Here is a 25465-nt window from a genome sequence, read left to right as displayed (position 1 = left end):
TCTTGATCTCCGGTGTCAAGTACGGGTCCTCTGTCGTTGCGCTATCGAGACGCGACGGTCGCGAAGTCAGCGCGACGCGCTGGAGGAACGCAGGCGCAACTGCGGCACGGCCGGGCCGAAATCGGGGATGTCGTCCCCGCGGATCTGCGCGAGCAGGATGTGCACGGCGCGCTGCCCCAGCGACGGAAAGTCCTGGTGCACGGTGGTGAGCGGCGGCCAGACGTGAGCGGCGACGGGAATGTCATCGAATCCCACGACACTCACCTGGCGCGGCACCTCGATGCCGGCATCCCTGAACCCGTGCATGAGGCCGATCGCCATCAGATCGTTCGCGGCGAACACCGCGGTGAAATCTCTGCGCCGCACCAGTTCGGTGCCAGCGAAGTAGCCGAAATCCGCCGTCCAGTCGCCGCGGATGGGCGGGAACGTCGGCAGGTCGGCCTCGCGCAGGGCATCGAGATAACCGCGCATGCGCGACTCCGCCTCGATCCAGTCCTGGGGGCCCGCCAGATGCAGTATGTCGCTGTGCCCCAGTGAGATCAGGTGCTCCGTGACGGCACGCGCTCCGGCCACCTGATCCGCAGAGTGCGAGAAGCCGTCGGAGCCGGAGGCGGTCTGAAGACTCACGAACGGCACGCCGACGGCCATGCCTCGCAGCACATTGAACACCCGCACCTGCGGGGCGAGCACGACGATGCCGCTGACCTGCTCCCGCCCCAGCTGCCGGATCGCATCCCCGATCGCCTCGGGAGTGGTGGTCGGCAGGTTGACGGTCGTGACCGAATACCCTTCGACGCGCGCGGCATCCTCGATGCTCGCGATCGACGATGTCGGACCGAACTCGCCGATGGTGGCCGACAGTATTCCGATCGTGTGCGAACGGCTGGTGACGAGGGCGCGAGCCGCGAGGTTCGGCTTGTAGTCGAGAACTGCGATCGCGTCCTGCACGCGTTTCTTCGTCTCCGGACGGATGCTGGGATGGTCGTTCAGCACACGGGAGACCGTCTGGTGCGAGACCCCGGCGAGGCGCGCGACGTCACGGATACTGGGCAGCCGTGCGCGCTCGGAGGCGTTGGACATCGCGCGGCCTCCTCCCATGTGCACGATCACATCGTCACTTCATTATGTCCGCTCGCGAAGATCAACGCACGCCATAGGCCGATGGTGTGCGAGGCGGATGCTACGCGCGCGGCGCTCTGGCGACCGGATCGCCCAGCAGCGGCTCGAACGCGAGCTCGGCCGGCGCGATCTGCATCAGATGCGATCTCATGTGCGCTCGCTCGAGACGGACGGTGCGCCCCTCGGCGCCCACGGGGTGCAGCCGGACCGCCGCCGACAACCGCTCTCGACTCGTGGCCAGAAGCACACCGAGGTATCCGGACAGCACGACCATCTGCGGTGCGAACGCGTTGACGAAGTTGGTCAGCGCGACCGAGAGCACGTCGACCTGTCGTGCCACCTCGGCGAGGGTGACGGGGTCGCGCACGAGGCCGAGCTCGATGTCGAGCTCATCCTCATCGAGACCGCGCCTGCCCAGCAGCGCGAGCACCTTCGCCGGATGCACCTCGACCTGAAGGCACCCGCGGCGTCCGCAGGAGCAGAGCGCTCCAGACGTGTTCACGACCGTGTGACCGAACTCCCCCGCGAACCCCGAGGTGCCGCGCACGAGGGCGCCGTCGAGGACGAGCCCGCCGCCGATACCGTTCATGGAACCGCTCAGATAGAGCACGTTGTCGACGTCTCGCCCGATGCCGAAACGCGTCTCCGCCATGGCGCCGACACTGGTGTCGTTGCCTACTTTCACCTCCATGCCGATCGCATCCGCAAGACGGTGCGCCAGGTTCTCCCTGCGCCAGCCGAGCGAAGGCGACAGCAGTACCGTCCCGCCGCGGTCCACCAGACCGGGAACGGCGACTCCTGCGCCGACGAGGCGGTAGTGGCGATCGATGTCCGCGCGCATGCCGTCGACCAACGACGAGGTGAGCTGTGCGAAACGCCTCGGGTTCGGGGGTTTGGCGAGGTCGTGTCGGACTCGGGAATGCACGGCACCGCCCAGACCGACCAGCGCGACGGAGACGGCGTGCGGATCGGCGCTGACGCTCAGCGCGACCACACGGTCATCGGCCGCGACCCCGAGCGACGGGCGGCCGGCACGACCGGTGGGTTTCACGGACGTCTCGCAGACGACCTGCAGGTCGAGGAGCTCCTGCACCAGCGCGGTCACGGTCGAGCGGGTCAGGCCGGTCCTCGCACCGATCTCCGAACGGGACAGGGCACCGCGGCCGTGCACCAGCTGCAGCACGGCCGACAGGTTCTGCTGCCGTACATCCTCGTTCGTCGTGCGCGCAGCCGGCCGGGCGGACGCCGGCGATGCGGTCACGAGATCACGATCTGTCATGTGCTGGCGCGCAGCCATCAGCGCACGGCCGTCATGTGTCGCATGAGCAGCTCCTGGGTCGCATCGGCCCTGGTCACTTCGGCCGTGATGCGCCCGTCGGCGAGCGTGTAGACCCGGTCGGAGAGCCCGATCACCTCGGGCAGCTCCGAGGAGATGACGATGATCGACTTGCCCTGAGCCGCGAGCTCGTTGATCAGACCGTAGATCTCGTACTTGGCACCGACGTCTATCCCGCGGGTGGGCTCGTCGAGGATGAGCACCTCGGGGTTGCTGAAGATCCATTTCGACAGGACGATCTTCTGCTGGTTCCCACCCGAGAGCGTCGCCGTGGCCGCGCTCACGCTGTGCGTCTTGATGTTCATCTTGTAGCGGTACGCCTCGGCGACTTTGCGTTCACGGACGCCGTCGACCAGTCCGTGGTGGGCGAGCCGCCCCAACGCCACCGAGGAGATGCTCGTCTGCACGGAGGCGAGCAGGTTGAGCCCGTCCTGCCTGCGGTCCTCGGGCGCGTACGCGATGCCGTGGCCGATCGCGTCTCTGATCGTGTGCAGCTCGATCTGCTCGCCGCGTTTGTATGCCGTGCCGGTGATCGTCGAGCCGTAGGAATGCCCGAATATGCTCATCGCGAGCTCGGTCCTGCCTGCTCCCATCAGACCAGCGATTCCCACGATCTCCCCTGAGTTCACGTGGAAGCTCACATCATCGATCACAACTCGCTGAGGATCGCTCGGATGACGGACGGTCCAGTGCTCGACGCGGAACAGCTCATCACCGATGTCCGGTTCGCGCGGCGGGAAGAGGTCGTCGAGCGGGCGGCCCACCATCGCCCGGATGATCCGGCTCTCATCCGTCTCGGGGTCATCGCGACGCATGGTCTCGATCGACGCGCCGTCGCGCAGCACGGTGATCCGGTCGGCGATGTCCAGGACCTCCTGCAGCTTGTGCGAGATCAGAACGCACGTGATCCCCTGTGACCGGAACCGGTCGACCAGTGCCATCAGTCGATCGGAATCGTCTCGCCCGAGTGCAGCGGTCGGTTCGTCGAGGATGAGCAGCCTGACGTCCTTGGCCAGTGCCTTCGCGATCTCGACCAGCTGCTGTTTGCCGATCCCCAGTTCGGACATCCGCGTCGCCGGGCTCTCCCGGAGGCCCACTCTGGCCATGAGCTCGGCGGCTCGAGCATGGGTGCGCTCTTCATCGACGAGGCCGAATCGGGTCATCTCGTGCCCGAGGAAGATGTTCTCGGCGATCGAGAGCTGCGGGACGACGGCGAGCTCCTGGTGCACGATGACGATGCCCTCACTCTCGCTGTCCGCGAGCGAGCGGAACTGCATGTCCCGCCCGTCGAACGCGATCTTCCCCTCGAACGTGCCGTGCGGATGCACGCCGCTGAGGATCTCCATGAGCGTCGATTTGCCCGCGCCGTTCTCTCCGCAGATCGCATGGACCTCGCCGCGCCGCACCTCGAGAGAAACGTCATCCAGCGCCGTCACGCCGCGGAATCGCTTGGTGACGCCCGACATGCGCAGCACAGTGTCAGGCATCGCACCACCTCTTCGCGTGTCGATCGGATCCAGCAATGCTATCGAAAAAAATAATTTGTCCGCAGGTACGTCAATATGCAATGCTTCGGGGGCGGAAGGCGCGCAAGCGCCGCAACGCACCCGACAGAGTGGTCCGACAGCACGGACCGCCGACCTTTCAAGGAAGAGAGAACGCAATGAGTAGAACCCTCCTGCGTGCCGTAGCCACCACCGGTGCATTCGCCCTCGCCTTCGGACTCGCAGCCTGCGCGAGCAGCCCTGCGCCCGAATCAGAAGGGAACGCCGAGGCGACGGACATCACCGTCGGCGTCGCGATGCCCACCGAGACCAGCGAACGCTGGATCGCCGACGGCGACGCCGTCAAGTCGCAGCTCGAAGAGGCCGGCTACGACGTCGATCTGCAGTTCGCGAACGACGACATCCCCCGCCAGCAGCAGCAGCTCGACCAGATGATCACGAACGGCGCCGACATCCTCATCGTCGCGTCGATCGACGGCACCGCCCTGGCGACCCAGCTCGAGAACGCCGCGAGCAAGGGCATCCCGGTCATCGCCTACGACCGTCTCATCAACGGCACCGAGGACGTCGACTTCTACGTCACGTTCGACAACTACACCGTCGGGGTGCAGCAGGCGCAGTCGCTGCTGCGCGGGCTGGGGTTCCTCGACGAGAACAACGAGGACACCGGTCAGGCAGATCCCAAGGCGATCGAGGTGTTCGCCGGCTCACCGGACGACAACAACACGAAGTTCTTCTACGACGGTGCGATCGCCACCCTGCAGCCGTATTTCGACGACGGCCGCATCACCGTCCCGTCAGGGCAGATCGACATGGACACCGTCTCGACGCTGCGCTGGGATCAGGCCACTGCGCAGAAGCGCATGGAAGACCTTCTCACCAGCACGTACGCCGGCGGCTCCAAGCCGCTGGACGGGGTGCTGGCTCCGTATGACGGCATCTCACGCGGCATCATCACCGCTCTCGAGAACGCGGGTTACGGCTCGACGATCGAAGGCGGGCTTCCGATCCTCTCGGGTCAGGATGCCGAGATCGCATCGGTGAAGATGATCGCCGACGGAGTGCAGTACGCGACCATCTTCAAGGACACCCGCAAGCTCGCCACACAGGCAGTCGCCGCTGCCGACTCGTTCGCGAAGGGCGAAGAGCCGGAGGCGAACGACACCGAGACGTACGACAACGGCGTGAAGGTCGTCCCGTCCTACCTGCTCGAGTCCGACATCGTGGTGGCCGACAACATCGCCTCGCTGCTGGTCGACTCCGGCTACTGGACCGAGGAAGAGGTCGCCGCAGGCGTCGCCGGCTGATCCTCACGGTGAGGTCCGTTCGCCGGGTCATCCCGGCGGACGGACCTCACCACTGCTGTCACCCACTCACAGACAGGAGCTGAGATGTCCGACGCTATCCTCGAGATGCGCAACATCACCAAGAACTTCCCCGGCGTCAAGGTGCTCGATGACGTCACCCTGACCGTCGCCCGCGGCGAGATCCACGCGATCTGCGGCGAGAACGGTGCAGGAAAATCCACCCTCATGAAGGTGCTGTCGGGCGTGTACCCGCACGGATCCTTCGACGGATCGATCGTCTTCGACGGCGAACCGCAGCGCTTCAACGCGATCAAGGACTCCGAGCACGCGGGCATCGTCATCATCCACCAGGAGCTGGCCCTGGTCCCCCACCTCTCGATCGCCGAGAACATCTTCCTCGGCCACGAGGTGGTCCATCGAGGACTGATCGACTGGCATGAGGTGAATGCGCAGGCGGCGACGCTCATGGAACGCGTCGGACTGCACGAGAACCCGACGACGCCGGTCGGCCAGATCGGCGTCGGCAAGCAGCAGCTCGTCGAGATCGCCAAAGCGCTGAACAAGGACGTGCGCCTGCTCATCCTCGACGAGCCGACCGCCGCGCTGAACGACACCGATTCCGAGCACCTGCTCGACCTGCTGCGCGGTCTTCGCGAGCAGGGCATCACGTGCATCATCATCAGTCACAAGCTCGGCGAGATCGTCGACATCGCCGACTCGACCACGATCATCCGCGACGGGCAGACGATCGAGACGATCGACATGCACGGCGCCGACGCCACACAGGATCGCATCATCCGCGGCATGGTCGGCAGGTCACTGGATCGCCGTTTCCCCGAACGCACGCCGGACATCGGCGAAGAGATCTTCCGCATCGAGAACTGGAGCGTGCTGCATCCCACGCAGCAGGGTCGCGTCGTCGTGGACGATGCCTCACTGTCTGTGCGCGCCGGGGAGATCATCGGCATCGCCGGACTCATGGGTGCCGGTCGCACCGAGTTCATGATGAGCGTGTTCGGGCGCAGCTACGGACGCGATGCGTCGGGCAAGGTCTTCCTGCGCGGTGAGGAAATCTCCACGCGCACCGTGAAGGACGCGATCGACAATCGGATCGCCTATGTCTCGGAGGACCGCAAGGAGTACGGCCTCAACCTGATCACCGACATCAAGACGAACATCTCCGCCGCAGCCCTGGGCAATCTGACATCCGCCGGGCCGTTCATCGACGGCAACCGGGAGGTCGAGGTGGCGGAGAAGTATCGCAAGGACCTCAACATCAAGTCGCGGACGGTCGCCCAGCTCGTCGGAAACCTCTCCGGCGGCAACCAGCAGAAGGTCGTTCTGGCGAAGTGGCTCTACACCGATCCGGAGGTCCTCATCCTCGATGAGCCGACCCGTGGCATCGACGTCGGCGCCAAGTACGAGATCTACGAGATCATCGGCGCGCTCGCGGCGGCGGGCAAGGCCGTCATCCTGGTCTCCAGCGAACTGCCGGAACTGCTCGGACTCTCGGACCGCATCTACGCCCTCGCCTACGGGCGGATCACCGGGCAGCTCCCCGTCGCGGAAGCGACACAGGAGGCGCTCATGTCCCTCATGACAATCGAAAACTCTTCTCCGAAGGAGGCCGCGGCATGAACAACGTGTTCACCGAGGTCAAAGACCTGCTGACCCACAACCTGCGCACTTCAGGCATCTACATCGCATTCGTCGCGATCATCCTGCTGTTCACGATCCTCACCGCGGGGACGCTGCTCAGCCCGGAGAACGTCACGAACATCGTGCTGCAGAACGCGCACATCCTGATCATGGTGCTGGGCATGATCCTGGTGATCGTCGGCGGCCACATCGACCTCTCGGTCGGTTCCGTCCTCGCATTCGCATCCGCAGTCTCCGCAGTGCTCGTCATCCGCATGGGCATGCCGTGGTGGGTCGGCGTGATCGCCGCCATCGTCACCGGGATCGTGGTCGGCGTGTGGCAGGGGTACTGGGTAGCGTACGTCGGGATCCCCGCGTTCATCGTCACTCTGGCCGGCATGCTGCTGTTCCGCGGCCTCACCTGGCTGGTGCTCAACAACGTGTCGCTGTCGCCGTTCCCGACCGACTACCGCGAGGTCGCCAGCGGCTTCCTGGACGGCCCGTTCGGAACGATCACTGTGGGTCAGGGCGAAGGCCTGATGTCCGTCCCGCAGACCGTCGACATCTTCACGCTCGTCATCGGCGTGCTCGCGGTGATCGGTATCGTCGTCTCCTCGCTGCGCAGCCGCCGCACGCGTCAGGGGTACAACCAGACCGTGGAGTCGATGCCGCTGTTCGTGCTGAAGCTCGTGGTCATCTCGGCCGTGCTCCTGGCCTTCGCCTGGGCCCTGGCGTACAACCGCGGCTTCCCGATCGTCCTGATCATCGTCGCGGTGCTCATCCTCATCTATCAGGTGATCGCGAACCGCACGGTCTTCGGTCGCCACGTCTACGCGGTCGGCGGCAATCTGTCGGCCGCCCGGCTCTCCGGTGTCAACGTGCGCAGCGTGAACTTCTGGATCTTCGTGAACATGGGCTTCCTGACCGGTGTCGCCGCAGCGGTGTTCTCCTCGCGCTCCAACGGCGCGCAGCCGGGCATGGGGAACATGTTCGAGCTCGACGTGATCGCGGCGTGCTTCATCGGCGGCGCCTCGACGATGGGTGGAGTCGGACGTGTCGGCGGGGCGCTGGTCGGTGGCCTCGTGATGGCCGTCATGACGAACGGCATGCAGCTGATGGGCGTGCCGCAGTCCAGTCAGCAGATCGTGAAGGGTCTCGTACTGCTGCTGGCAGTGGCGTTCGACATCTACAACAAGCGCCGCGCCGGCACCGTGCGCTGAGCACGTCGGCGAGGAAGGGAGGTCGGAGCGCGTACTGCGGTCCGACGTCCCTGCTCAGGCCGAGATGATCCGGGCGCCCGGTACGGGTCCGTGCACGTGCAGGGCCGTGCGGCCCGTCGCCTCGAGTGAGGCCTGCACGTACTGCGCACTCTCCGGCGTCTCGCACAGGAACGCCACTGTCGGGCCTGAGCCCGAGACGATCCCGCTCAGAGCCCCGGCGTGCAGTCCGTCGCTGATGATGTCATCGAGTGCGGGACGCTCCAGCAGCGCCGGCACCTCGAGATCGTTGAACATGCATGCGGCGAGCGAGTTGGGATCTCCTGCGCGCAGCGCCTGCAGAACCGGGACAGGCACGTCCAGCGACAGCGGCGGGTCATCTGCCAGGGCGCCGTTCTCCGCTCGATGAGTGTCGAGGCGCGCGTAGATCTCCGGTGTCGACAGCCCCTCATCGCTGGGCACGAGCACCCAATCGAAGCGTCCCCTCGCGAGCGCGGGGTTCAGCTGATCCCCGCGCCCCGTGCCGACCGCAGTCCCGCCATGCAGCGCGAACGGCACATCGGCACCGAGGCGGGCGGCGAGTTCATGCAGGCGCTGCGGCGAGAGCCCGGTGCCCCAGAGCGCATCGCACGCGACGAGGGCGGCGGCGGCATCCGCTGATCCCCCGCCCATCCCGCCCGCGACCGGCACGTTCTTGTGCAGTTCGAGGTGCACGCCGCCGGTGTATCCGGTCGCCGACGCGAGTATCTTCGCCGCTCGCATCGCGAGATTGCGGTCATCGACCGGCACAGTGCTCGGGTCCGCGACGCCGAACACGCTCAGCGTGAAGTCATCGGCATCGCGGGCGATGACATCCTCGTAGAGCGATACTGCCTGGAACACCGTCGCGAGTGCGTGATAGCCGTCACCATGGCGCCCGCCAACGCCCAGGTAGACGTTGATCTTCCCCGGGGCGCGCACGTGCACCGCTTCCGGGAATGCGGCGAGGCTCATGCGGATCTCACAGAGCGGACGATGGGGCCCAGAGGTTGACGTCGATGCCGTCGGAGAGGGCATCGATGCGAGCAAGCTCCTCGTCGGTGAGCGCGGGACCGTCGAGCGCCGCGATGTTCTCGTCGAGCTGCTCCGGACGAGACGCGCCGATCAGCGCCGAGGTGACCACCGGGTCGCGCAGCGTCCACAGCAGCGCCAGCTGCGCCAGCGACTGTCCGCGCTCCTTCGCGATCTCGTTGAGGCTGCGGAGGATGCCGAGTCCCTCTGCCGAGAGAGGCTTGTCGGAGAGCGATCGACGCTTCTGCGCGCGCTCCGCTGTGCCGTCTCCGAGGTACTTGTCGGTGAGCAGGCCCTGCGCGAGCGGCGTGAACGCGATCGCGCCCATACCATCGGTGCGCAGCGCGTCTGTGAGACCGCCCTCGATCCAGCGGTTGAGGATCGAATAGGAGGGCTGGTGGATCACGAGCGGCGTGCCGAGCTCGCGGGCGACCTCTGCCGCCTTCGCCGTGCGCTCCGCGCTGTACGAGGAGATGCCGACATAGAGCGCCTTGCCCTGACGGACCAGCGTGTCGAGCGCGCCGATGGTCTCCTCGATCGGCGTCACCGGGTCGGCGCGGTGCGAGTAGAAGATGTCGACGTAGTCGAGGCCCATCGAGGTGAGCGACTTCTCGGCGCTCGCGAGGAGGTACTTGCGGCTGCCGAAGTTGCCGTACGGGCCGGGCCACATGTCGTAGCCGGCCTTCGACGAGATGATCAGTTCGTCGCGGTACGGGCGGAAGTCCTCGGCGAAGATGCGGCCGAAGTTCTTCTCCGCTGAGCCGTAAGGAGGGCCGTAGTTGTTGGCCAGGTCGAAGTGCGTGATGCCGCGGTCGAAGGCGTGACGCAGCAGCGTGCGCTGGTTGTCGAGCGGGATGTTGTCGCCGAAGTTCCACCACAGACCGAGCGAGATCGGCGGCAGATACAGGCCGGATGTACCGACCTGGCGGTATTCGAAGTTCTTGTACCTGTCCTCCTTCGCCGCATATGGGCGGTGGAGTTCGGCGATGTCGGTGGGGAAGCGCGGCGTGTCAGTCACGCCTCCAGGTTAGCGTCCAGCGCCTCGGCGATTCTCACGAAGTCATCCACGGTCAACTGCTCGCCGCGTGCGGTCGGTGCGACGCCCGCCTTCTCGAGGATCGCGGATGCTTCGGCCGCGGTGCCGCCGAGCACGAGGGAGAGCGCCTGACGCAGCATCTTGCGGCGCTGCTGGAAGGCCGCGTCGACGATGCGGAAGGTGGCCCTACGCAGTTCTTCACTGCCGCGCGGCTCTTCGTCGCGCTCGAAGGCGACGAGCACGCTGTCGATGTTCGGCACCGGCCAGAACACCTGCCTGGACACGTTGCCTGCGAGTCGCCACGGTCCGTACCAGGCCGCTTTGACGCTGGGGGCGCCGTAGACCTTGCTGCCGGGAGGAGCCGCGAGGCGCTCACCGACCTCGGCCTGCACCATCACGACGCCGCGCTTGAGGCTCGGGAACGTCTCCATGAAGTGCAGCAGCACGGGGACGGAGACGTTGTATGGCAGGTTCGCGACCAGCACGGACGGGTCACCGGGAAGCTCTGTGATGCGCAGCGCATCCGCGTCGACCACGATGAGCGCATCTGCCTGGACGCCGTGATCGGCAGCCGTCTGCGCAAGCCGTGCGGCGAGGCGGTGATCGATCTCGACGGCCGTGACGGATGCTCCGGTCTCGAGGATCGCGAGCGTGAGCGAGCCCAGCCCCGGGCCCACCTCGACCACGCGCTCCCCCGCCTGCACCTTGCCGACGTGCACGATCTTGCGAACAGTGTTGGCGTCGACGACGAAGTTCTGTCCGAGCTTCTTCGTGGGTGTGACGTCGAGCTCGGCGGCAAGACGGCGGATCTCGGTGGCGCCGAGCAGCGTGACGGTCATCCTGCCATTGTCCCCCATGCCGGTAATGTGTTCGGGTGCCCTCACTCGGAGAACTCGTCGCGCCCCGCCGCATGGGCCCCGATTTCCGCTGGCGGCCGCTCCCCTGCTCTATGCGACCGAGCATCTGCACATGGGCGCAGTCGGCTATGGGGCACGATCTCGACGACCGTTCGCCAGCGCCTGGTGCCGCATGAGCTGCAGGGCAGGGTCGCGTCGGTGAACATGGTCGGTGTGTTCGGCGGGATGGTGATCGGTCAGGCCCTCGGCGGCGTCATCGCCCAGGCCTGGGGCCCGACGAGGCCGCGGCGGTCTGAGCCTCAGTCGGCGAACTCTCCGTAGACCTCGAGAGTGTTCGCGGCGACTTGCGCGGCGAGCTCGTCGACAGCGAGGCCGAGCTCTGCGGCCATGAAACGCAGCGTGAGCGGAACCAGGTACGGTGCGTTCGGACGGCCCCGCAGGGGCACGGGTGTGAGGAACGGGGCATCCGTCTCGACGAGGATGCGATCGAGTGGGGTGACCTGCAGTGCATCGCGCAGGTTCTGTGCGTTCTTGAAGGTGACGTTCCCGGCGAACGAGAGGTAGTAGCCCGCGTTCGCGCAGACCCTGGCCATCGCGTCGTCGCCGGAGAAGCAGTGGAACACTGTCGTCTCGGGTGCACCGACTCGGGTCAACGTCTCCAGCACGGCGTCGTGCGCGTCGCGATCGTGGATCTGCATGGCGATCGAGTGCTTCTTCGCGAGGGCGATGTGCGCCTCGAACGATTCGAACTGCGGACCGCGTCGCTCCTCCTCGGTGCGGAAGAAGTCCAGCCCGGTCTCACCGATCGCGCGCGTGCGGGGGTGCGCGGCGAGCTCGTCGATCACCCCGATCGCGTGATCCAGCCGCCCGGCCTCGGCGTAGACGGGCGCGTCGTTCGGATGGATCGCGACGGCTGCGAGGACGCGCGGATCGGATGCCGCGGCATCCACCGCCCAGCGGGACGACTCGACGTCGCCCGACGCCTGCACGACGCCGGCGACGCCGACAGCCTCGGCCCTGTCGAGCTGCTCCTGCAGCGTCAGCGGCTCGACGCCGTCGGTGATCTCCAGGTGCGCGTGGTTGTCGTACACCGGCACGGTCAGCGGTTCCGGAGCAGCCGGGTAACGGAGGTCCTTCCGGCCCTCCGCCGCCCGCTCCCGAACGTACTGACTGGGGTTCTCGGTCAAGCCTGCTGCTCCACGCGGGGGAACAGCGGAACAAGCGCGTGAACCCGTGCGCCGGGCTGCAGCACACCCCACGCTCCGGCCGCACGGATCGGCTGCGCCTGCAGCGCGCCGAGGCTCTCGGCAGCACCGAGCGCCGACCACAACTTGTCGGTCGCCTGCGGCATGACCGGCGACAGGAGTACAGCGAGCGCACGAAGGCCCTCTGCACACGTGTACAGCACGGTGCCGAGCCTGCCGCGCTGGTCCTCATCGCGCGCGAGCGCCCAAGGCTCGTTCTCGGTGATGTAGCCGTTCAACGCGTCGACGATCGTCCAGATCGACGAGATCGCCTCGTCGATGCGGAACTGCTCGATCCATCCATCGGCTGCTGTCGCAGCATCCGCCACGATCTTCTGGATCGCGAGATCCTGCTCGGTGTAGTCCGCCGCATCCGGAACGACGCCGTCGAAGTACTTCTCGATCATGGCGACCGTACGCGAGGCGAGGTTGCCGAAGCCGTTCGCGAGCTCGGACTGGTAGCGGGCCGAGAGATCTTCCCAGCTGAACGAGCCGTCCTGTCCGAACGCGATGGCGGAGAGGAAGTAGTAGCGGTACGCGTCGGAGCCGAAGACGTCGGTGATCTCAGTCGGCGCGATGCCGGTGAGCTTCGATTTCGACATCTTCTCGCCACCGACGAGCAGCCAGCCGTGGGCGAAGACGCCCTTGGGCACGTCGACGCCGGCAGCCATCAGCAGCGCCGGCCAGATCACGGCGTGGAAGCGGAGGATGTCCTTGCCTACGACGTGATACGCGGGCCAGCGGCGGGCGAAGGTCTCCTCGTCGGATCCGTAGCCGACGGCAGTCGCGTAATTGAGCAGTGCGTCGACCCACACGTAGATGACGTGCGACTCGTCCCAGGGCAGAGGGATGCCCCAGTCGAAGGTCGAGCGCGAGATGGAGAGATCCTTCAGGCCCTGCGAGACGAACGAGACGACCTCGTTGCGAGCGGAGTGCGGGCGCACGAAGTCGGGCTCGTTCTTGTAGAGCTCGAGCAGGCGGTCCTGGAACTCGCTCAGCTTGAAGAAGTAGTTCTTCTCCTGCAGCAGCTCGAGCGGCTTGGAGTGGATCGCGCAGACCTTCAGGCCCTCGAAGGGTCCGGTGCCGTCGACGATCTCCGACTCTGGCTTGAACTCCTCACAACCCACGCAGTAGAGCGCCTCGTACTCGCCCGCGTAGATGTAGCCCGCGTCGTACAGCCGCTGGAAGAACACCTGCACGTTCTTCTCATGGCGCTCCTGCGTGGTGCGGATGAAGTCGTCGTTGGCGACGTCGAGCGTCTCCAGCAGCGGGAACCAGCTCTCGGTGACGAGCTTGTCCACCCACTCCTGCGGCGTGACGTTGTTCGCCGCTGCGGCGCGGAGCATCTTCTGGCCGTGCTCGTCGGTGCCGGTCAGCATCCAGGTGTCATCGCCGCCGTGGCGGTGCCAACGCGCGAGCGTGTCGACGGCCACCGATGTGTACCCGTGGCCGATGTGGGGCACATCGGAGGGGTAGTAGATGGGCGTGGTGATGTAGAAGGATTCGCCTGAGGGCATGGGGTCAATTCTAGGCCGGTCTGCCGGGGTGGTTACGCGGTCCGGCGACTGCTGTCAGGGCACCGTGATGGCGGATGCTGATCTCGCCGGGCACCCGGTCGCGTTGCTCGGTGGAAGTGATGGTGAAGCCGGCGTCGGTGAGGATCAGCGGAAGCTCGACGGGCGGCGTGTGGATCAGCGAGTACCAGGCGAGGATGCCGCTGCAGGGCCCGCTCAGCGCACGGTCACACTGATGCGATGCCAGCCCTGCGCGCCGTCCGGAGCCGGCGGCGCCGGTGTCGAGGTCTGCGTCTCGCCGTCGGCACTGAGGGCGCGGCATTCGATCTCGTGCGTGCCGGACTCCGCCGTCCACGGCAGGCTCCACTGCACCCAGGTGTCGTCGGAGATCGCCGTGGCGAGTTCCGCGCGCCGCCACTGACCGCCGTCGACGCGCACCTCGACGCCCTCGACACCGACGTGCTGATGCCAGGCCATGCCGGCGATCACCGAGGATCCGGCCTCGACGTCGCGTCCGTCTCTGGGCACGTCGATCCGGGACTGCAGTTTGATGGGCCCGCGCTCCGACCATCCGCGCGACGTCCAGTATGCGCTCGCCCTGTCGAAGCGGGTGACCTCGAGTTCGGTCACCCACTTCGTGGCCGACACGTAGCCGTAGAGGCCTGGGACCACCAGTCGCACAGGGAAGCCGTGCGCGAGCGGGAGCGGCTCGCCGTTCATCCCGACGGCAAGCAGAGAATCTCGGTCATCTGTGAATGCCTCGAGCGGCGTCGATGCGGTGAATCCGTCGATCGAGGTGGAGAGCACCATATCCGCGTCGGCTGACGCACCCGCCCGCGCAAGCAGTTCGCGCACCGGATATCCGAGCCACCTGGCGCTGCCGATGAGGTCGCCGCCGACGGTGTTGGAGACGCAGGCCAGAGTGATGTCACTCTCCTGGAGCGGCAGCGCGAGCAGCTCGTCCCAGGTGAGGACGACCTCCTGATCGACCATGCCGTGCACCCGCAGGCGCCAATCCGCCGGGTCGACCTGCGGCACGACGAGGGCCGTGTCGATGCGATAGAACTCGGTGTTCGGCGTGACGACGGGTGCGAGCCCTTCGATTCCGAGCTCGGCCGCCGCCGGCACGGCCTGTGCCGCGGTCGTCGCGGCGGGCAGCCGCACCGCGGCGCGGGCGGCTTCGACGGTGCGCACGGTCGCGCGTGCAAGGTTTCCGAAGACGAGAGCCGCCGCTCCGAGCGCAGCTGTCGCGCCGGTCCACACCAGGAACTGCCGTCGATCGGGACCGTCCTTCGGCGCTTCCGCCGCAGGGCTCACCCGTTTCATGAGGACGCGCAGGGCGATCGCTCCGGCGGCGCCCGCCACGACAGAAGGCAGCCAGGCCAGAGGATCTCCGTCGGATCGCACCGTCGCCACAACGGCCCCGACGATACCGAGCGTGATGAAGATCGCTGTTCCGACAGGGGGCCGCCACAGCTCGAGCAGCCCCGCTGCGGCGGCGAGTAGAGCGGCGACCAGAGCGATAGCCGTCAGGAGTGCGATCTTGTCCGCCGTGCCGAACAGTTCTATCGCCAGGTCTTTCGCCCAGCTCGGCGCGATGTCGATAAGGCCACCGCCGATCGCCGCGAACGGGCTGGCGGACGGTGCGAGCAGGGATGCCGTCAGTTCACCGAGACCGGCGGCGAACAGCACGGCTGCGACGCCCGCGGCAGCGGCGCGCCATCGGACTCCCGCCACGGATTCTCGCCTCATTCGATGAGCTTACGCGCGGATGGGCTGCGCAGGCTCTGGTATGCCTGTCGCCGTGCGAGGTGCGTACGCTTCGCTCGGAGAATTGCACTATCTTCGGAGCGATTCGGGCGATTCGCTCCGAGCCGAGCGCACTTCTCCGAAGAACGTGCACGGCCCGCGTCGCTCATGGCTTCCGCGCGGCGAGGGCCTGCTGGTAGAGGTCTCGCGAGCTCAGGCCGGTCGCCGCGGCGACCTCCGCGCACGCTTCTTTCAGGCGCATGCCTCCTTCGACGAGCGCCTGCACCTGCGCGCCGGCATCCTCGACCGAGACGTCTTGATGCGGGGCGCCTTCGACGACGACGACGATCTCGCCCTTGACGCCGTTCTCGGCCCACTCCACGAGCTCGGATGCCGTGCCGCGACGCACCTCCTCGTAGAACTTCGTCAGCTCACGGCACACGGCGATACGACGATCCGCACCGAACGCCTCTCCCATGTCGGCAAGCGTCGAGGCGAGGCGGGCGGGAGACTCGAAGAAGACCATGGTGCGCTTCTCACCCGCGACGGACCGGAGCGCCGTCCGCCGCTCCCCCGGTTTGCGGGGCAGGAAGCCCTCGAACGTGAAGCGGTCGGTCGGCAGACCCGAGATCGCGAGCGCCATGAGCACCGCGCTCGGTCCGGGGATCGCAGTCACCGTGACGCCCTGTGCGACCGCTTCCGCGACCAGACCGTAACCGGGGTCGCTGACTGCGGGCATCCCCGCGTCGCTGACGACCACGATGTCCTGCTCGGCGGCGAGGGCGGCGAGTTCGGCTGCCATGTGCTTCTCATTGTGGTCGTGCAGGGCGATCAGGCGCGGTCGATTCTCGATCTGCAACGCGCGAAGCAGGTGCGCCGTGGTGCGGGTGTCTTCGGCAGCGACGATCTCGGCGTTCTCGAGCACCTCGATGAGGCGGCGGGACGCATCGCCGAGGTTTCCGATCGGAGTCGCGGCGAGGATGATCACACGATCAGCTTAGGCGCGCCCCGCCGCTTAGGCTTATGCCGTGACCGCGCCCGTGCCTCTGCTTCCGCCTCCTGCGGAGCGTCTGACCAGGTGGGGCCGGTTGCGCGATCGGATGCTGCTCGATCCCGACTGGAATCGTGTCATCCGCTGGCTCTCTCCGCTGGTGATCACGGCGCTCGCGGCAGTGCTGCGCCTGGCGAACCTCGCGCATCCGAATGTGCTCGCGTTCGACGAGACGTACTACGTCAAGGACGCATGGTCGTTGTGGACCTTGGGCTACGAGGGCACGTGGGGCGATGGCGCGAACGAGGCGTTCCTCACCGGTGACACGACGGCTCTGAGCGGAACCGGCAGCTTCGTCGTGCATCCCCCGCTCGGCAAGTGGATCATCGCGCTCGGCATGGGCGTGTTCGGTGCGGGAGGCAGTGCGGCGTGGCGCCTGGCGGTCGCCCTGATCGGCACCGCCACGGTGCTGCTGGTGTACTTCGTGGCCAAAGAACTCACGCGATCGGTCGTCGCGGCGTCGGTCGCGGGGCTTCTGCTCGCGATCGACGGACTCAGCATCGTGATGAGCCGGATCGCGCTGCTCGACGGCATCCTCACCTTCTTCATCCTGCTCGGTTTCCTTTTCATCCTGTACGACCGCAGGCGCAGCATCCCGCTGGTCGAGAAAGCCGATCCGGATGCCGCGGACCCGCTCTGGGGCAGGGTGATCTGGCGCCGTCCATGGGTGATCGCGGCAGGGGTCGCGCTGGGCGCGGCGTGCGCGGTGAAATGGTCTGGCCTCTACGCGCTGGCCGGTCTCGGGTTGTATCTCGTCATCACGGATGCGCTGGCGCGCCGTCGGGCAGGTGTGCTGTTCTGGCCGACGGATGCCGCGTTCCGACAGGGCGCGGTCTCGTTCGTGCTGCTGGTACCGGCTGCGCTTCTCACGTATCTCGTGAGCTGGACGGGATGGCTGGTGACGGCCGGTGGGTACGATCGCCAGGTCGCCGGGAACCCGCTTGCCGCGCTGTGGAAGTATCACGAGTCGATCTACGGCTTCCATGTCGGACTCAGCAGCGGGCATCCATACGCGAGCCCGGCGTGGCAATGGCCGTTCCTCATCCGTCCGACCGCGGTCTGGGTGGGAGACGATCAGAGCTGCGGCACCGATCACTGCATCTCAGTGGTGTCGTCGGTGCCGAATCCGCTGATCTGGTACGCCGGTGTCGCTGCGGCGATCTTCCTGCTCTACCGGTTCGTGCGCGGGCTCATCCAGCGCAGGCCGATGCCGTGGACATATGCGATACCGCTGGTCGGCCTCGGCGTGACCTACGTGCCGTGGCTGTTGTACCCCGAGCGCACGATCTTCCAGTTCTACACAGTGGTGATGATGCCGTTCCTGGTGCTGGCGCTGGTGCTCGCGCTGCGAGAGATAGCCGGACGCCGCGATGAACCGCTGCACCGCCGGCAGGCAGGAGAGCGCACGGTCATCGTCTTCCTCGTGGTCACGGTGCTCGTCTCTGCGTTCTTCTACCCGGTGTGGGTCGGGATGAACGTGCCGTATGAATTCTGGCTCATCCACAATTGGATGCCGACCTGGGTGTGAGTGCGGGTGTCCAATGTCGGTGGCCTCGACGAACATGGCCGCATGCAGAGGCAGCGACCACACATCGACGAGATCCTTACCGCTTTCCTGAGCGCGCACCTCAAAGGCAAGACGGGTCTGCGTCGCCGACGAATCGCCACGGCCGACGCGCAACTGCGCCGATGCTTGGAAGCTGAGGGGCACCGCATCCTGACGGACGGCGATCGCTCGGTGCTGGACCTCGAACGCGAGATCACTCCCGAAGATGCCTTCGTGCGAACGATGTTCGCCGACGATCTGCTTTTCGGGCTCGGCATCTATGTGTCCGAGCCATGGCTGCTGCCTGACCGGATCGACCGCGGTGTGCAGCTGCGTTTCGCCGAGACGCTCACGACGCAGCTGATCTCCTGGCGGCTGATCGACCAGTGGGACTTCAGCTGCGCGTTGCTCGATCTGCGCGGCTCGATCCGCAGGGCGAAGGCCGCGCAACGAGCGAGCCACCCGGTACCGCCGATCGGGAGGTAGCATCCTTCGCATGGGTGCCCCGACCGGATTCGCTTTCGAGATGCGCGGCGAGGACGTCGTGATCACTCATCATGGCAATCGGGCGACCGTGCTGCGCGGAGCACGGTCAGCGGAATTCCTGTCTGAGGTGGATCGGGGTGATCCGCAACTGCTCATGGCACGCATGACGGGGAACTATCGACGAGGCAACGAGCGGATGGCACGGCAGCACCCGCGCAACCAGTAGCTGCTCGCCCGGGATTCTCACGCCCGGATTTCTCATCCGGGTGCGGGTTGTCGCTGGTGGGGGCTGCGGGTGGGGTGCCAGTGCTGGTGGGGGTCCCACCATGCGGGTCCGCGGACTTCGGGCACGCCATGGTTCATGCGGATCACCCACTCCGTCAGATGCAGGGTGCGGTGATGCCACCAGCACAGCAGCACCCCGTTGTCGGTATGCGTGGGTCCGCCCTGGGCGTGCTCCTGCACGTGATGGACCTCGCACCAGGTCGCTGGGATCGTGCACCCCGGGATCACACATCCGCCGTCTCTCGCGGTGATCGCGCGGCGTTGCAGGGCGTTGAAGATCCGGCCACTGGTCCCGATCGACACGATCCGTCCCCGGTCATCGAACAGGATCCGTTGAATACCGCCCGCGCACCCGGTCTGCAGTGCCGCCGTCAACGGGACCAGGTCACCGGTGTGCCCGATCTGCGCCCACCCGTGCCCCGCGGCAAGATCCGCCGCGGTCGCCGCGACGGTGAGCGTGGGCGCGGCACCACCCAGGTGCGGGAACAGGTCGGTGCGGGCGGCAGTGTTCAGAATCGCCGCCAGCGCATCATGCAGTTTCTGCCCGCGCGTGCGGGTGTCTGTGAAGACGGGGCCGTCAGTCTCTTCGTCGGCGGAGGGTTCGAACCGCACTCCGCTGGTTCCCGACGTTCCTGCGCCTGTCGCTCCGCCGCCCGTCGACGCGTCATCCATGGACGCGTCGCTGATTGACCCGCCGTCCGTTGACCCGCCGTCCATCGACCCGTCACCAATTGCTTCGCCATCCCGGCCCGGGTCGTCCGCCCCGTTCACCTTGGGGTTGAGGAGGCTGTCGATCAGCAGGGCGAGTTGCGCCGCCACTTCGGGCAGCAGGCTACCGCGCACCGGTGCGGCGCCGTCTTTGACCTTCCCGATCGAGAAGTACCGGCCCCGCATCGCCGCTTCTTCCGCCGGCTCCGCCCCATCCGGGTCCAGATACGCGACCATCACCCGCGCCAGCACTCCGAGGTCTTCCGGAAGGGGGATCGGACGCGGCGCCTCACTGTCCGCAGCATCGCCAGTCATCCCGCGGGCGAAGTCCGCGAGCTGCCGGTCGGCTTCGGCCCGGTTCTCGTCACTGATGCGGCGGGCGGACTGCTCGATCGGATCCGTCGCCGCCAACACCCCCGCCAGCCCCAGGCCGCCCTCGACCATCACCTCCCGTAACGCCTGATACCGGGCCGGAAGGAACGCCCCGTCCGTGATCCCGCGGTCTCGCCGCATCAGGCGGGCCGCCCGCACGAGCCGCGTCGCTCCTCGAGTGTCGGTTCCGGTCAGCATCCGCACCAGATCCGCCGGCTTCGCACAGCCGTACCGGGTCGTCATCCGCTCTTCCTTGAGCCCCGCCGACCGGTCACAGATCTGCACGGTCGCCTCGATCTGCACGCCCTCCATGCGACGTTGGATCCGGCCCGACACGGCGAGCAGCTCCGCCGCATCCGCATCCGACAACCCCGGGATCTGCTCCGCATCGAACGCATCGCGCGCCACGGAATCGAGGTCATCCTCGAGTTCCCGAAGCCGAGCAACGATGCTGTTCATACCACCTATTCAACACCGGGTCACCGACATTCCACCCGGCTTTTCACCCTGATCAGAGAACTATTCCGAAGAATATTCTTCGCGCTGCACACACCTGCACACGCTGCAGTTTCAGAAGCCGGCCAAACAACGAAACAGTCGCTTGCATATGATGTTTCATCGGCGTCTTTGAGCTACGTTTCGGGGTCCGAGGATGCTTGCCAGACGAGCCGCAACACGTCGACAACATCCTCAGGATTCGCTCCATCCGCGTCGGCCGCAGCCACGAGGTCTCGAATGTGACGTATGACTGCACCAGAGAGCACCGCGGCCGAGTCGGCAACTCGCGTACCGGCGGCGGTGCGGGTCACGACCAACCCGTCTTGCTCGAGGAGTTTGTATGCTTTCGCCGCGGTTCCGGCGGCGACGCCGAGATCGCTAGCCGTTTGCCTGACCGTCGGGAGCCGCTCACCGGCGCCGAGCTGACCGGAGGCGATGAGCCCACGAAACTGCCGATAGATATCGAGAGCAGGACTGGTCTCGTCGGCTGACGACAGCACCTGCCGGGTAGTCATCGCACAGCCGTTGACTGCGCGGCTCGCACGGCGTGCGTGGCGGATTGCTTGCCTGCTGTCCCCCCGCGAAGCTGACGGATGACGAGAAGCAGCAGCACGAACCCCGCGATCTCGACGACAGGCGCGAGCCAACCAGCGATTGCGGCGAACTCCGCGAATCGCCATGCCATCTCGTAAGTGCCCCGTTGCGGTGTGTCGCCCTGGATCGTCAACTCAGAAGCCGAGCCCGAACTGGCGATGAAGCGCCACGCACCAGCAAGCGAGAGCAGCGCACCGCCAGTCGCGATTCGAACCGCCCCAGTGGCGATTCCTGACCGAGTAGCCTGCTCGGCACCCGCAGTCTCCATACTCAGGAACGGCCGCACCGCATTGCGGTGGAGAGTTGTCACCGTCACGACTGACAGACCGAGGAGGCACACAAGGACAGGCACCCCGTAAGCCCACCCGTAGAACCATTGACGAACTGGGTCGATCGACTCGTTAGGTATCGAGATCTCAAGGTAGATGTATCGCCCCTGATCATCAGGTGATGACGCGATTCCCGCCGCCGTCGTCGTCACCAACAGGGCGACCACAGCCACCGCCGCTCCCACCACACCAGTGCGCGGCCCGAAGCTCGCCCAGGTGCGCCGGACGCCGAGACCGGCGGGCCGTCCCGGACGCCCCGTTCCCCGGAATCTGATCATCGCGAGCAGCACGCCCAGTCCTACCAACGAGACGAAGATCGGGAGTGCGAATCGCCACCAGGAGACGACATCTGCCGTATTCAGAAAGTAACCACGGACGACGTTCTCGGTCATGAAGATGACTATCACGACAAGCGCACACACACCGAGCGCACGACGCTCTCGCGCATACCGCGCATCGACCGCCGTCGCCGCGGCAGCGGAGAGCCTGGACAGACGTTGATCAGTGTTCTGCGGTCGCGTGAAAGTGATGAGCCCTATCGTGATGATCAAGGCGAGCAGCAGCGACACCGCAGGCAAACTGAAAGCGGCGCCCACCAGTCCGATCAAACCGTGGGAGAAGATATTCTGCGACACGTTGTCCCCGCTTCATTCGTTGTGTCACATGTCTATCACAAGTTGTGCCAGAGAGTAAGTACAATCTGGATCACCGCTCCCCGACGAGCTCCGCTGGGTCATCGATCGGTAGCCGGCACACGAACGCCCGGCAGTCGTATGCGAGACCGGACGCCGCATCCTTGCCCTCGAACAGCTCGAAACCGGCATCCGCGAACGCGCGCGCCTGCGCGGGCGTCACGACGGCGATCACGTCCGCATCCACCCCGCGCGAAGCGACGGCGAGGGGCCCTGAACGATCATCGGTGACGACGACCACCTGACGTGGCGGCTCGATGAGGCCCGCGGCCACCGCCAGCAGCGAGCCATGCCCGAACGGGTGCTGCAGAGCGGATGCCGCATGCGTCTGCACCTGCTCCTCAGCCGCCTCCCGGTACCGCGACCCTGCGCCCAGCCGCCAGGCCGCGAGCGCCGCCGCTGCGACTGCCGAGACGCCGGAAGGCAGGTCGCCATCGGTCTGGTCTGGAGCGGATGCCACTCCCTGAGCGGCCAGCACTGGGTCCGCCGCGGCGCCCTCGTCGAGAGCCTCATCGAGAAGATCACGACCTGCCACAGCCCACGACACGTCGCCCGTGGCCACTGCCAGGCTGAAGAGCCCTTCCGCGAGAAGCCCCAGATCCGCAAGCGTCGCGACCGCCGTCGACGCCCTCCCATCCAGGGACGCCCTGACGAGCCGCTCTTCCGGCGAGCGGTTGGTCGACAGTACGAAAGACGCCGCTGCGGCCGCAGCATCCATCAATTCCGGCTTTCCGAGCGCCGCACCCGTCCGCGCGAGAGCTCCGATCGCGAGACCGTTCCATCCCGTGATGACCTTGCCATCGACCGCCGGCGCTTCCATACTCGAGCGGTCCGGGGCGAGGTAGTAGCCACCTTCGCTGCGCTGCCCGTCGATCCACGATTCCGAGTCCTGAGCTGCGCCGAAGGCGCCGCCCTCACGCCGCAAGACCCCGAGCAGGAATGCGACGACGCCCTCGGCCGTCACGAAGTCGCCTTCAGCGACCGCCACATCGAGCAGCTGCGCGTTGTCCGTCAGCATCCGCTCGTAGTGGGGCACGGTCCAATCGCGCTGCGTCGCGTACCGGAAGAAGCCTCCGTCGGAATCGTGCAGAGCGGATGCCGTCATGGCGGCGAGCGCGCGCGTCGCGGCGGCCGCCGCATCTGCCGCCTCACGATGCACGAGCGGGCTCTGCAGGAACCGCAGCGTCGTCGCCACGGGGAACTTCGGCGCCCCACCGAATCCGCCGAACGTCCCGTCCTCGCGGGCGGCGATCGCGGCAGCAGCAGCAGCCACGCCCGCGGACGACGGCAGCGGAGACGGCGTGGTCTCCGCCGCGCTCGCCAGCGCATCGGCCACAGCATCCGCCGATTCGATCGCCTGCTCGCGGCGCAGCGTCCAGGCCTCTCTCACCGCGGCGAGCACATCTCTGAATCCAGGCATGCCGCCACTCGCGGAAGGCGGCCAATACGTGCCGGCGTAGAACGTGCGCCCCTGCGGCGTCGTGAACACGGTCAGCGGCCAGCCGAGATTCTGCGTGAACGCCGACGCCGCGGCCATGTACGCGCCGTCGACATCCGGATGCTCCTCCCGATCGACCTTGACCGCGACGAAGCCGTCGTTGATGAGCGCGGCAGTCTCAGGATTCGAGAAGGACTCGCGCGCCATGACATGACACCAATGGCACGTCGAGTAGCCGATCGAGATCAGCAGCGGTACATCCCGCCGTTGCGCTTCGGCGAACGCCTCCTCACCCCAGGGGAACCAGTCGACCGGGTTGTCGGCGTGCGATCGCAGATAGGGGCTGAGCGTTCCCGCGAGACGATTCGTCATGCGCCCCACGCTACGCCGAGCGGCTCAGACCAGCGCCTCCACCGACCGGGAGGCAGCGTATCCGACCAGCGGCAGCGCACGCTCCGCCGCGAGTGAGATGCGCGCCTGCAGGATCTCGGAGCCGACGACGTACCCGTCGAAGTCGGTGTCACTGGCGTAGACGCCGAGCGGCAGCGTGAGCGCCTGGAAGAACGCGAACAGTGGTCGCAGCTGATGCTCGATGATGAGCGCGTGGCGCTCTCCCCCGCCGGTCGCCGCGAGAAGCACCGGTTTGCCGACCAGCGCGTACTGGCCGACGAAGTCGAACAGATGCTTGAACAGTCCGGTGAACGAGGCACGGTAGACGGGGCTGCCGACGATAAGCAGGTCGGCCTGCTCGATCGCGACCAACTTCTCCTCGACGCTTGCGGGCAGGTGATCGCGCCGCAACGCCCCTGCGAGCGCCGGACCGATCGCGGTGAGCTCGATCAGCTGCACCTCGACCTCGGCGCGCTCGGCGACGGCTGCGGCGATGGCTCGCAGAAGCGCGGTCGTCTTGCTGGGCTCGTGGAGCGAGCCGGAGACGGCGACGATGCGATAAGGAGCGGTCATGCCATAGAACGTACCCATGACGACGCCCCGTGGCGCATGGAGCGACACGGGGCGTCATGTAAGCGTCAGTCGCTCAGTCGAATTCGTTCGGGTGCGTGCCCACGCGACCCGAGCCGTCGAGCGGGTCGAGACCGTCGATCGCAGCGATCTCGGCATCGGTCAGGGTGAAGTCGAACACGTCGAGGTTCTCGCGCAGGCGCTCGGTGCGCACCGACTTCGGGAACACGATGTTCCCCTTCTGCAGGTGCCAGCCCAGCACGACCTGCGCCGGCGTCTTGCCGTGCGCTGCCGCCGCGTCGGCGACCGCGGGTGTGCCGAAGAGGTCGTACTTTCCCTGTCCGAGCGGACCCCACGATTCGATGCGGATGCCGTGGTCGGCAGCCCACGCGACGGTCTCGCGCTGCTGGTACGCCGGGTGCAGCTCGATCTGGTCGACGGCTGGTGTGACGCCGGTCTCGTTCACGACGCGCTCGAGGTGCTCGGCGAGGAAGTTCGAGACGCCGATGCTACGGGTGAGTCCTGCATTGCGCAGCTCGATGAGCTTTGCGAATGCGTGGACGTAGTTATCCTTGCCTGGCGTCGGCCAGTGCACGAGGTACAGGTCGACCTGTTCGAGGCCCAGCTTCTCGAGGCTCTCTGCGATCGCGGCGTTCGGCTCGTCGCCGTCATGCCGGTCGTTCCAGAGCTTGGTCGTGATGAACAGCTCGTCGCGGGCGATGCCGCTCTTCGCGATCGCCGCGCCCACCCCTTCCTCGTTGCCGTAGATGGCCGCGGTGTCGATGTGGCGGTAGCCGATCTCGAGCGCCTCGCTGACCGTGCGCTCGGTGTCTGCCGGCGGCACCTTGAAGACGCCGTAGCCGAGCTGCGGGATGGAGTGTCCGTCGTTGAGAGTCACAGTGGGGATCGTCATGCAACCACCCTACGACCTGTG

Annotated in this window: 22 protein-coding genes and 1 pseudogene; 7 read left to right on the top strand and 16 right to left on the bottom strand. The window is 66.7% G+C overall.

The window, feature by feature from the left end; genetic code table 11:
* Window positions 1–66: 66 nt before the first annotated feature.
* From JF52_RS0111995 to JF52_RS0111985, 3 genes are all read right to left on the bottom strand, one after another.
* Window positions 67–1080 carry a LacI family DNA-binding transcriptional regulator gene (locus JF52_RS0111995; protein WP_033106966.1) on the bottom strand — a complete coding sequence of 338 codons (1014 nt, stop codon included), beginning with the start codon at window positions 1078–1080 and terminating at the stop codon, window positions 67–69.
* Between the two features lie 100 nt (window positions 1081–1180).
* Window positions 1181–2380: an ROK family transcriptional regulator gene (locus JF52_RS0111990; RefSeq protein ID WP_160175063.1), complete on the bottom strand. Its 1200-nt coding sequence runs from the start codon at window positions 2378–2380 to the stop codon at window positions 1181–1183.
* A gap of 35 nt (window positions 2381–2415) precedes the next feature.
* Window positions 2416–3942: a sugar ABC transporter ATP-binding protein gene (locus tag JF52_RS0111985; RefSeq protein ID WP_033106965.1), complete on the bottom strand. Its 1527-nt coding sequence runs from the start codon at window positions 3940–3942 to the stop codon at window positions 2416–2418.
* A 176-nt stretch (window positions 3943–4118) separates the two neighbouring features.
* On the opposite strand from JF52_RS0111985, the gene chvE reads away from it, so the two are divergent.
* The 3 genes from chvE to mmsB all read left to right on the top strand — a co-directional run bounded on the left by chvE (window position 4119) and on the right by mmsB (window position 8125).
* Window positions 4119–5267 (top strand): multiple monosaccharide ABC transporter substrate-binding protein, encoded by a 1149-nt coding sequence (gene chvE, locus JF52_RS0111980; RefSeq protein WP_033106803.1) that lies wholly within the window; start codon window positions 4119–4121, stop codon window positions 5265–5267.
* An 84-nt stretch (window positions 5268–5351) separates the two neighbouring features.
* Window positions 5352–6905, top strand: coding sequence for a multiple monosaccharide ABC transporter ATP-binding protein (gene mmsA / locus JF52_RS0111975; RefSeq protein ID WP_033106802.1), 1554 nt, complete (start codon window positions 5352–5354; stop codon window positions 6903–6905).
* A complete protein-coding gene (gene mmsB / locus JF52_RS0111970; RefSeq protein WP_033106801.1) occupies window positions 6902–8125 on the top strand; it encodes a multiple monosaccharide ABC transporter permease in 1224 nt (407 codons plus the stop codon). The genes mmsA and mmsB overlap by 4 nt, the downstream gene beginning before the upstream one ends.
* A 54-nt stretch (window positions 8126–8179) precedes the next feature.
* Here mmsB and JF52_RS0111965 read toward each other — a convergent pair whose 3' ends face one another.
* From JF52_RS0111965 to rsmA, 3 genes are read right to left on the bottom strand one after another with little or no spacing between them, the layout of a single operon-like run.
* Window positions 8180–9115 carry a 4-(cytidine 5'-diphospho)-2-C-methyl-D-erythritol kinase gene (locus JF52_RS0111965; protein ID WP_033106800.1) on the bottom strand — a complete coding sequence of 312 codons (936 nt, stop codon included), beginning with the start codon at window positions 9113–9115 and terminating at the stop codon, window positions 8180–8182.
* A gap of 7 nt (window positions 9116–9122) precedes the next feature.
* Window positions 9123–10190: an L-glyceraldehyde 3-phosphate reductase gene (gene mgrA / locus JF52_RS0111960; RefSeq protein WP_033106799.1), complete on the bottom strand. Its 1068-nt coding sequence runs from the start codon at window positions 10188–10190 to the stop codon at window positions 9123–9125.
* Window positions 10187–11047, bottom strand: coding sequence for a 16S rRNA (adenine(1518)-N(6)/adenine(1519)-N(6))-dimethyltransferase RsmA (gene rsmA, locus JF52_RS0111955; protein ID WP_033106798.1), 861 nt, complete (start codon window positions 11045–11047; stop codon window positions 10187–10189). Before rsmA ends, mgrA begins: the two co-directional genes overlap by 4 nt.
* A gap of 144 nt (window positions 11048–11191) precedes the next feature.
* Between rsmA and JF52_RS17825 the strand changes: the two are divergent.
* Window positions 11192–11350: pseudogene (locus tag JF52_RS17825) on the top strand (MFS transporter); the annotation flags it as partial.
* A 14-nt stretch (window positions 11351–11364) separates the two neighbouring features.
* Here the strand turns inward: JF52_RS17825 and JF52_RS0111950 are convergent.
* From JF52_RS0111950 to rsmI, 4 genes are all read right to left on the bottom strand, one after another.
* Entirely contained in the window at window positions 11365–12252 is an 888-nt protein-coding gene (locus tag JF52_RS0111950) for a TatD family hydrolase (protein WP_033106797.1), read from the bottom strand.
* Window positions 12249–13826 (bottom strand): methionine--tRNA ligase, encoded by a 1578-nt coding sequence (gene metG / locus JF52_RS0111945; RefSeq protein WP_033106796.1) that lies wholly within the window; start codon window positions 13824–13826, stop codon window positions 12249–12251. Before metG ends, JF52_RS0111950 begins: the two co-directional genes overlap by 4 nt.
* Window positions 13827–14039: 213 nt before the next feature.
* On the bottom strand, window positions 14040–15575 hold the full coding sequence (locus tag JF52_RS0111940; protein WP_033106795.1) for a molybdopterin-dependent oxidoreductase: 1536 nt from the start codon (window positions 15573–15575) through the stop codon (window positions 14040–14042).
* Between the two features lie 163 nt (window positions 15576–15738).
* Window positions 15739–16560, bottom strand: coding sequence for a 16S rRNA (cytidine(1402)-2'-O)-methyltransferase (rsmI, locus tag JF52_RS0111935; protein WP_033106794.1), 822 nt, complete (start codon window positions 16558–16560; stop codon window positions 15739–15741).
* 40 nt (window positions 16561–16600) lie between these two features.
* Here rsmI and JF52_RS0111930 point away from each other — a divergent pair, with 40 nt between their 5' ends.
* From JF52_RS0111930 to JF52_RS0111920, 3 genes are read left to right on the top strand one after another with little or no spacing between them, the layout of a single operon-like run.
* Entirely contained in the window at window positions 16601–18151 is a 1551-nt protein-coding gene (locus tag JF52_RS0111930) for a dolichyl-phosphate-mannose--protein mannosyltransferase (RefSeq protein WP_033106793.1), read from the top strand.
* Window positions 18152–18193: 42 nt separating this feature from the next.
* Entirely contained in the window at window positions 18194–18655 is a 462-nt protein-coding gene (locus JF52_RS0111925; protein WP_152594895.1) for a hypothetical protein, read from the top strand.
* Window positions 18656–18665: 10 nt separating this feature from the next.
* Window positions 18666–18881, top strand: coding sequence for a hypothetical protein (locus tag JF52_RS0111920; RefSeq protein WP_033106791.1), 216 nt, complete (start codon window positions 18666–18668; stop codon window positions 18879–18881).
* Between the two features lie 32 nt (window positions 18882–18913).
* On the opposite strand, the gene JF52_RS16580 is transcribed toward JF52_RS0111920, so the two are convergent.
* The 6 genes from JF52_RS16580 to JF52_RS0111890 all read right to left on the bottom strand — a co-directional run bounded on the left by JF52_RS16580 (window position 18914) and on the right by JF52_RS0111890 (window position 25444).
* Window positions 18914–20479 (bottom strand): HNH endonuclease signature motif containing protein, encoded by a 1566-nt coding sequence (locus JF52_RS16580; RefSeq protein ID WP_033106790.1) that lies wholly within the window; start codon window positions 20477–20479, stop codon window positions 18914–18916.
* A gap of 173 nt (window positions 20480–20652) precedes the next feature.
* Window positions 20653–21033 (bottom strand): GntR family transcriptional regulator, encoded by a 381-nt coding sequence (locus tag JF52_RS0111910; protein WP_033106789.1) that lies wholly within the window; start codon window positions 21031–21033, stop codon window positions 20653–20655.
* Window positions 21030–21833 carry a hypothetical protein gene (locus JF52_RS0111905; RefSeq protein ID WP_152594894.1) on the bottom strand — a complete coding sequence of 268 codons (804 nt, stop codon included), beginning with the start codon at window positions 21831–21833 and terminating at the stop codon, window positions 21030–21032. Before JF52_RS0111905 ends, JF52_RS0111910 begins: the two co-directional genes overlap by 4 nt.
* Before the next feature lie 313 nt (window positions 21834–22146).
* Window positions 22147–23943, bottom strand: coding sequence for a thioredoxin domain-containing protein (locus JF52_RS0111900; protein ID WP_033106787.1), 1797 nt, complete (start codon window positions 23941–23943; stop codon window positions 22147–22149).
* Between the two features lie 24 nt (window positions 23944–23967).
* A complete protein-coding gene (gene msuE, locus JF52_RS0111895; protein ID WP_033106964.1) occupies window positions 23968–24534 on the bottom strand; it encodes an FMN reductase in 567 nt (188 codons plus the stop codon).
* Window positions 24535–24607: 73 nt separating this feature from the next.
* Window positions 24608–25444, bottom strand: coding sequence for an aldo/keto reductase (locus JF52_RS0111890; protein ID WP_033106786.1), 837 nt, complete (start codon window positions 25442–25444; stop codon window positions 24608–24610).
* Between the last annotated feature and the right edge of the window lie 21 nt (window positions 25445–25465).

This window comes from Microbacterium profundi, assembly GCF_000763375.1.
Taxonomy (GTDB): Bacteria; Actinomycetota; Actinomycetes; order Actinomycetales; family Microbacteriaceae; genus Microbacterium; species Microbacterium profundi.
This window is presented reverse-complemented; position numbering and strand designations above follow the sequence as displayed.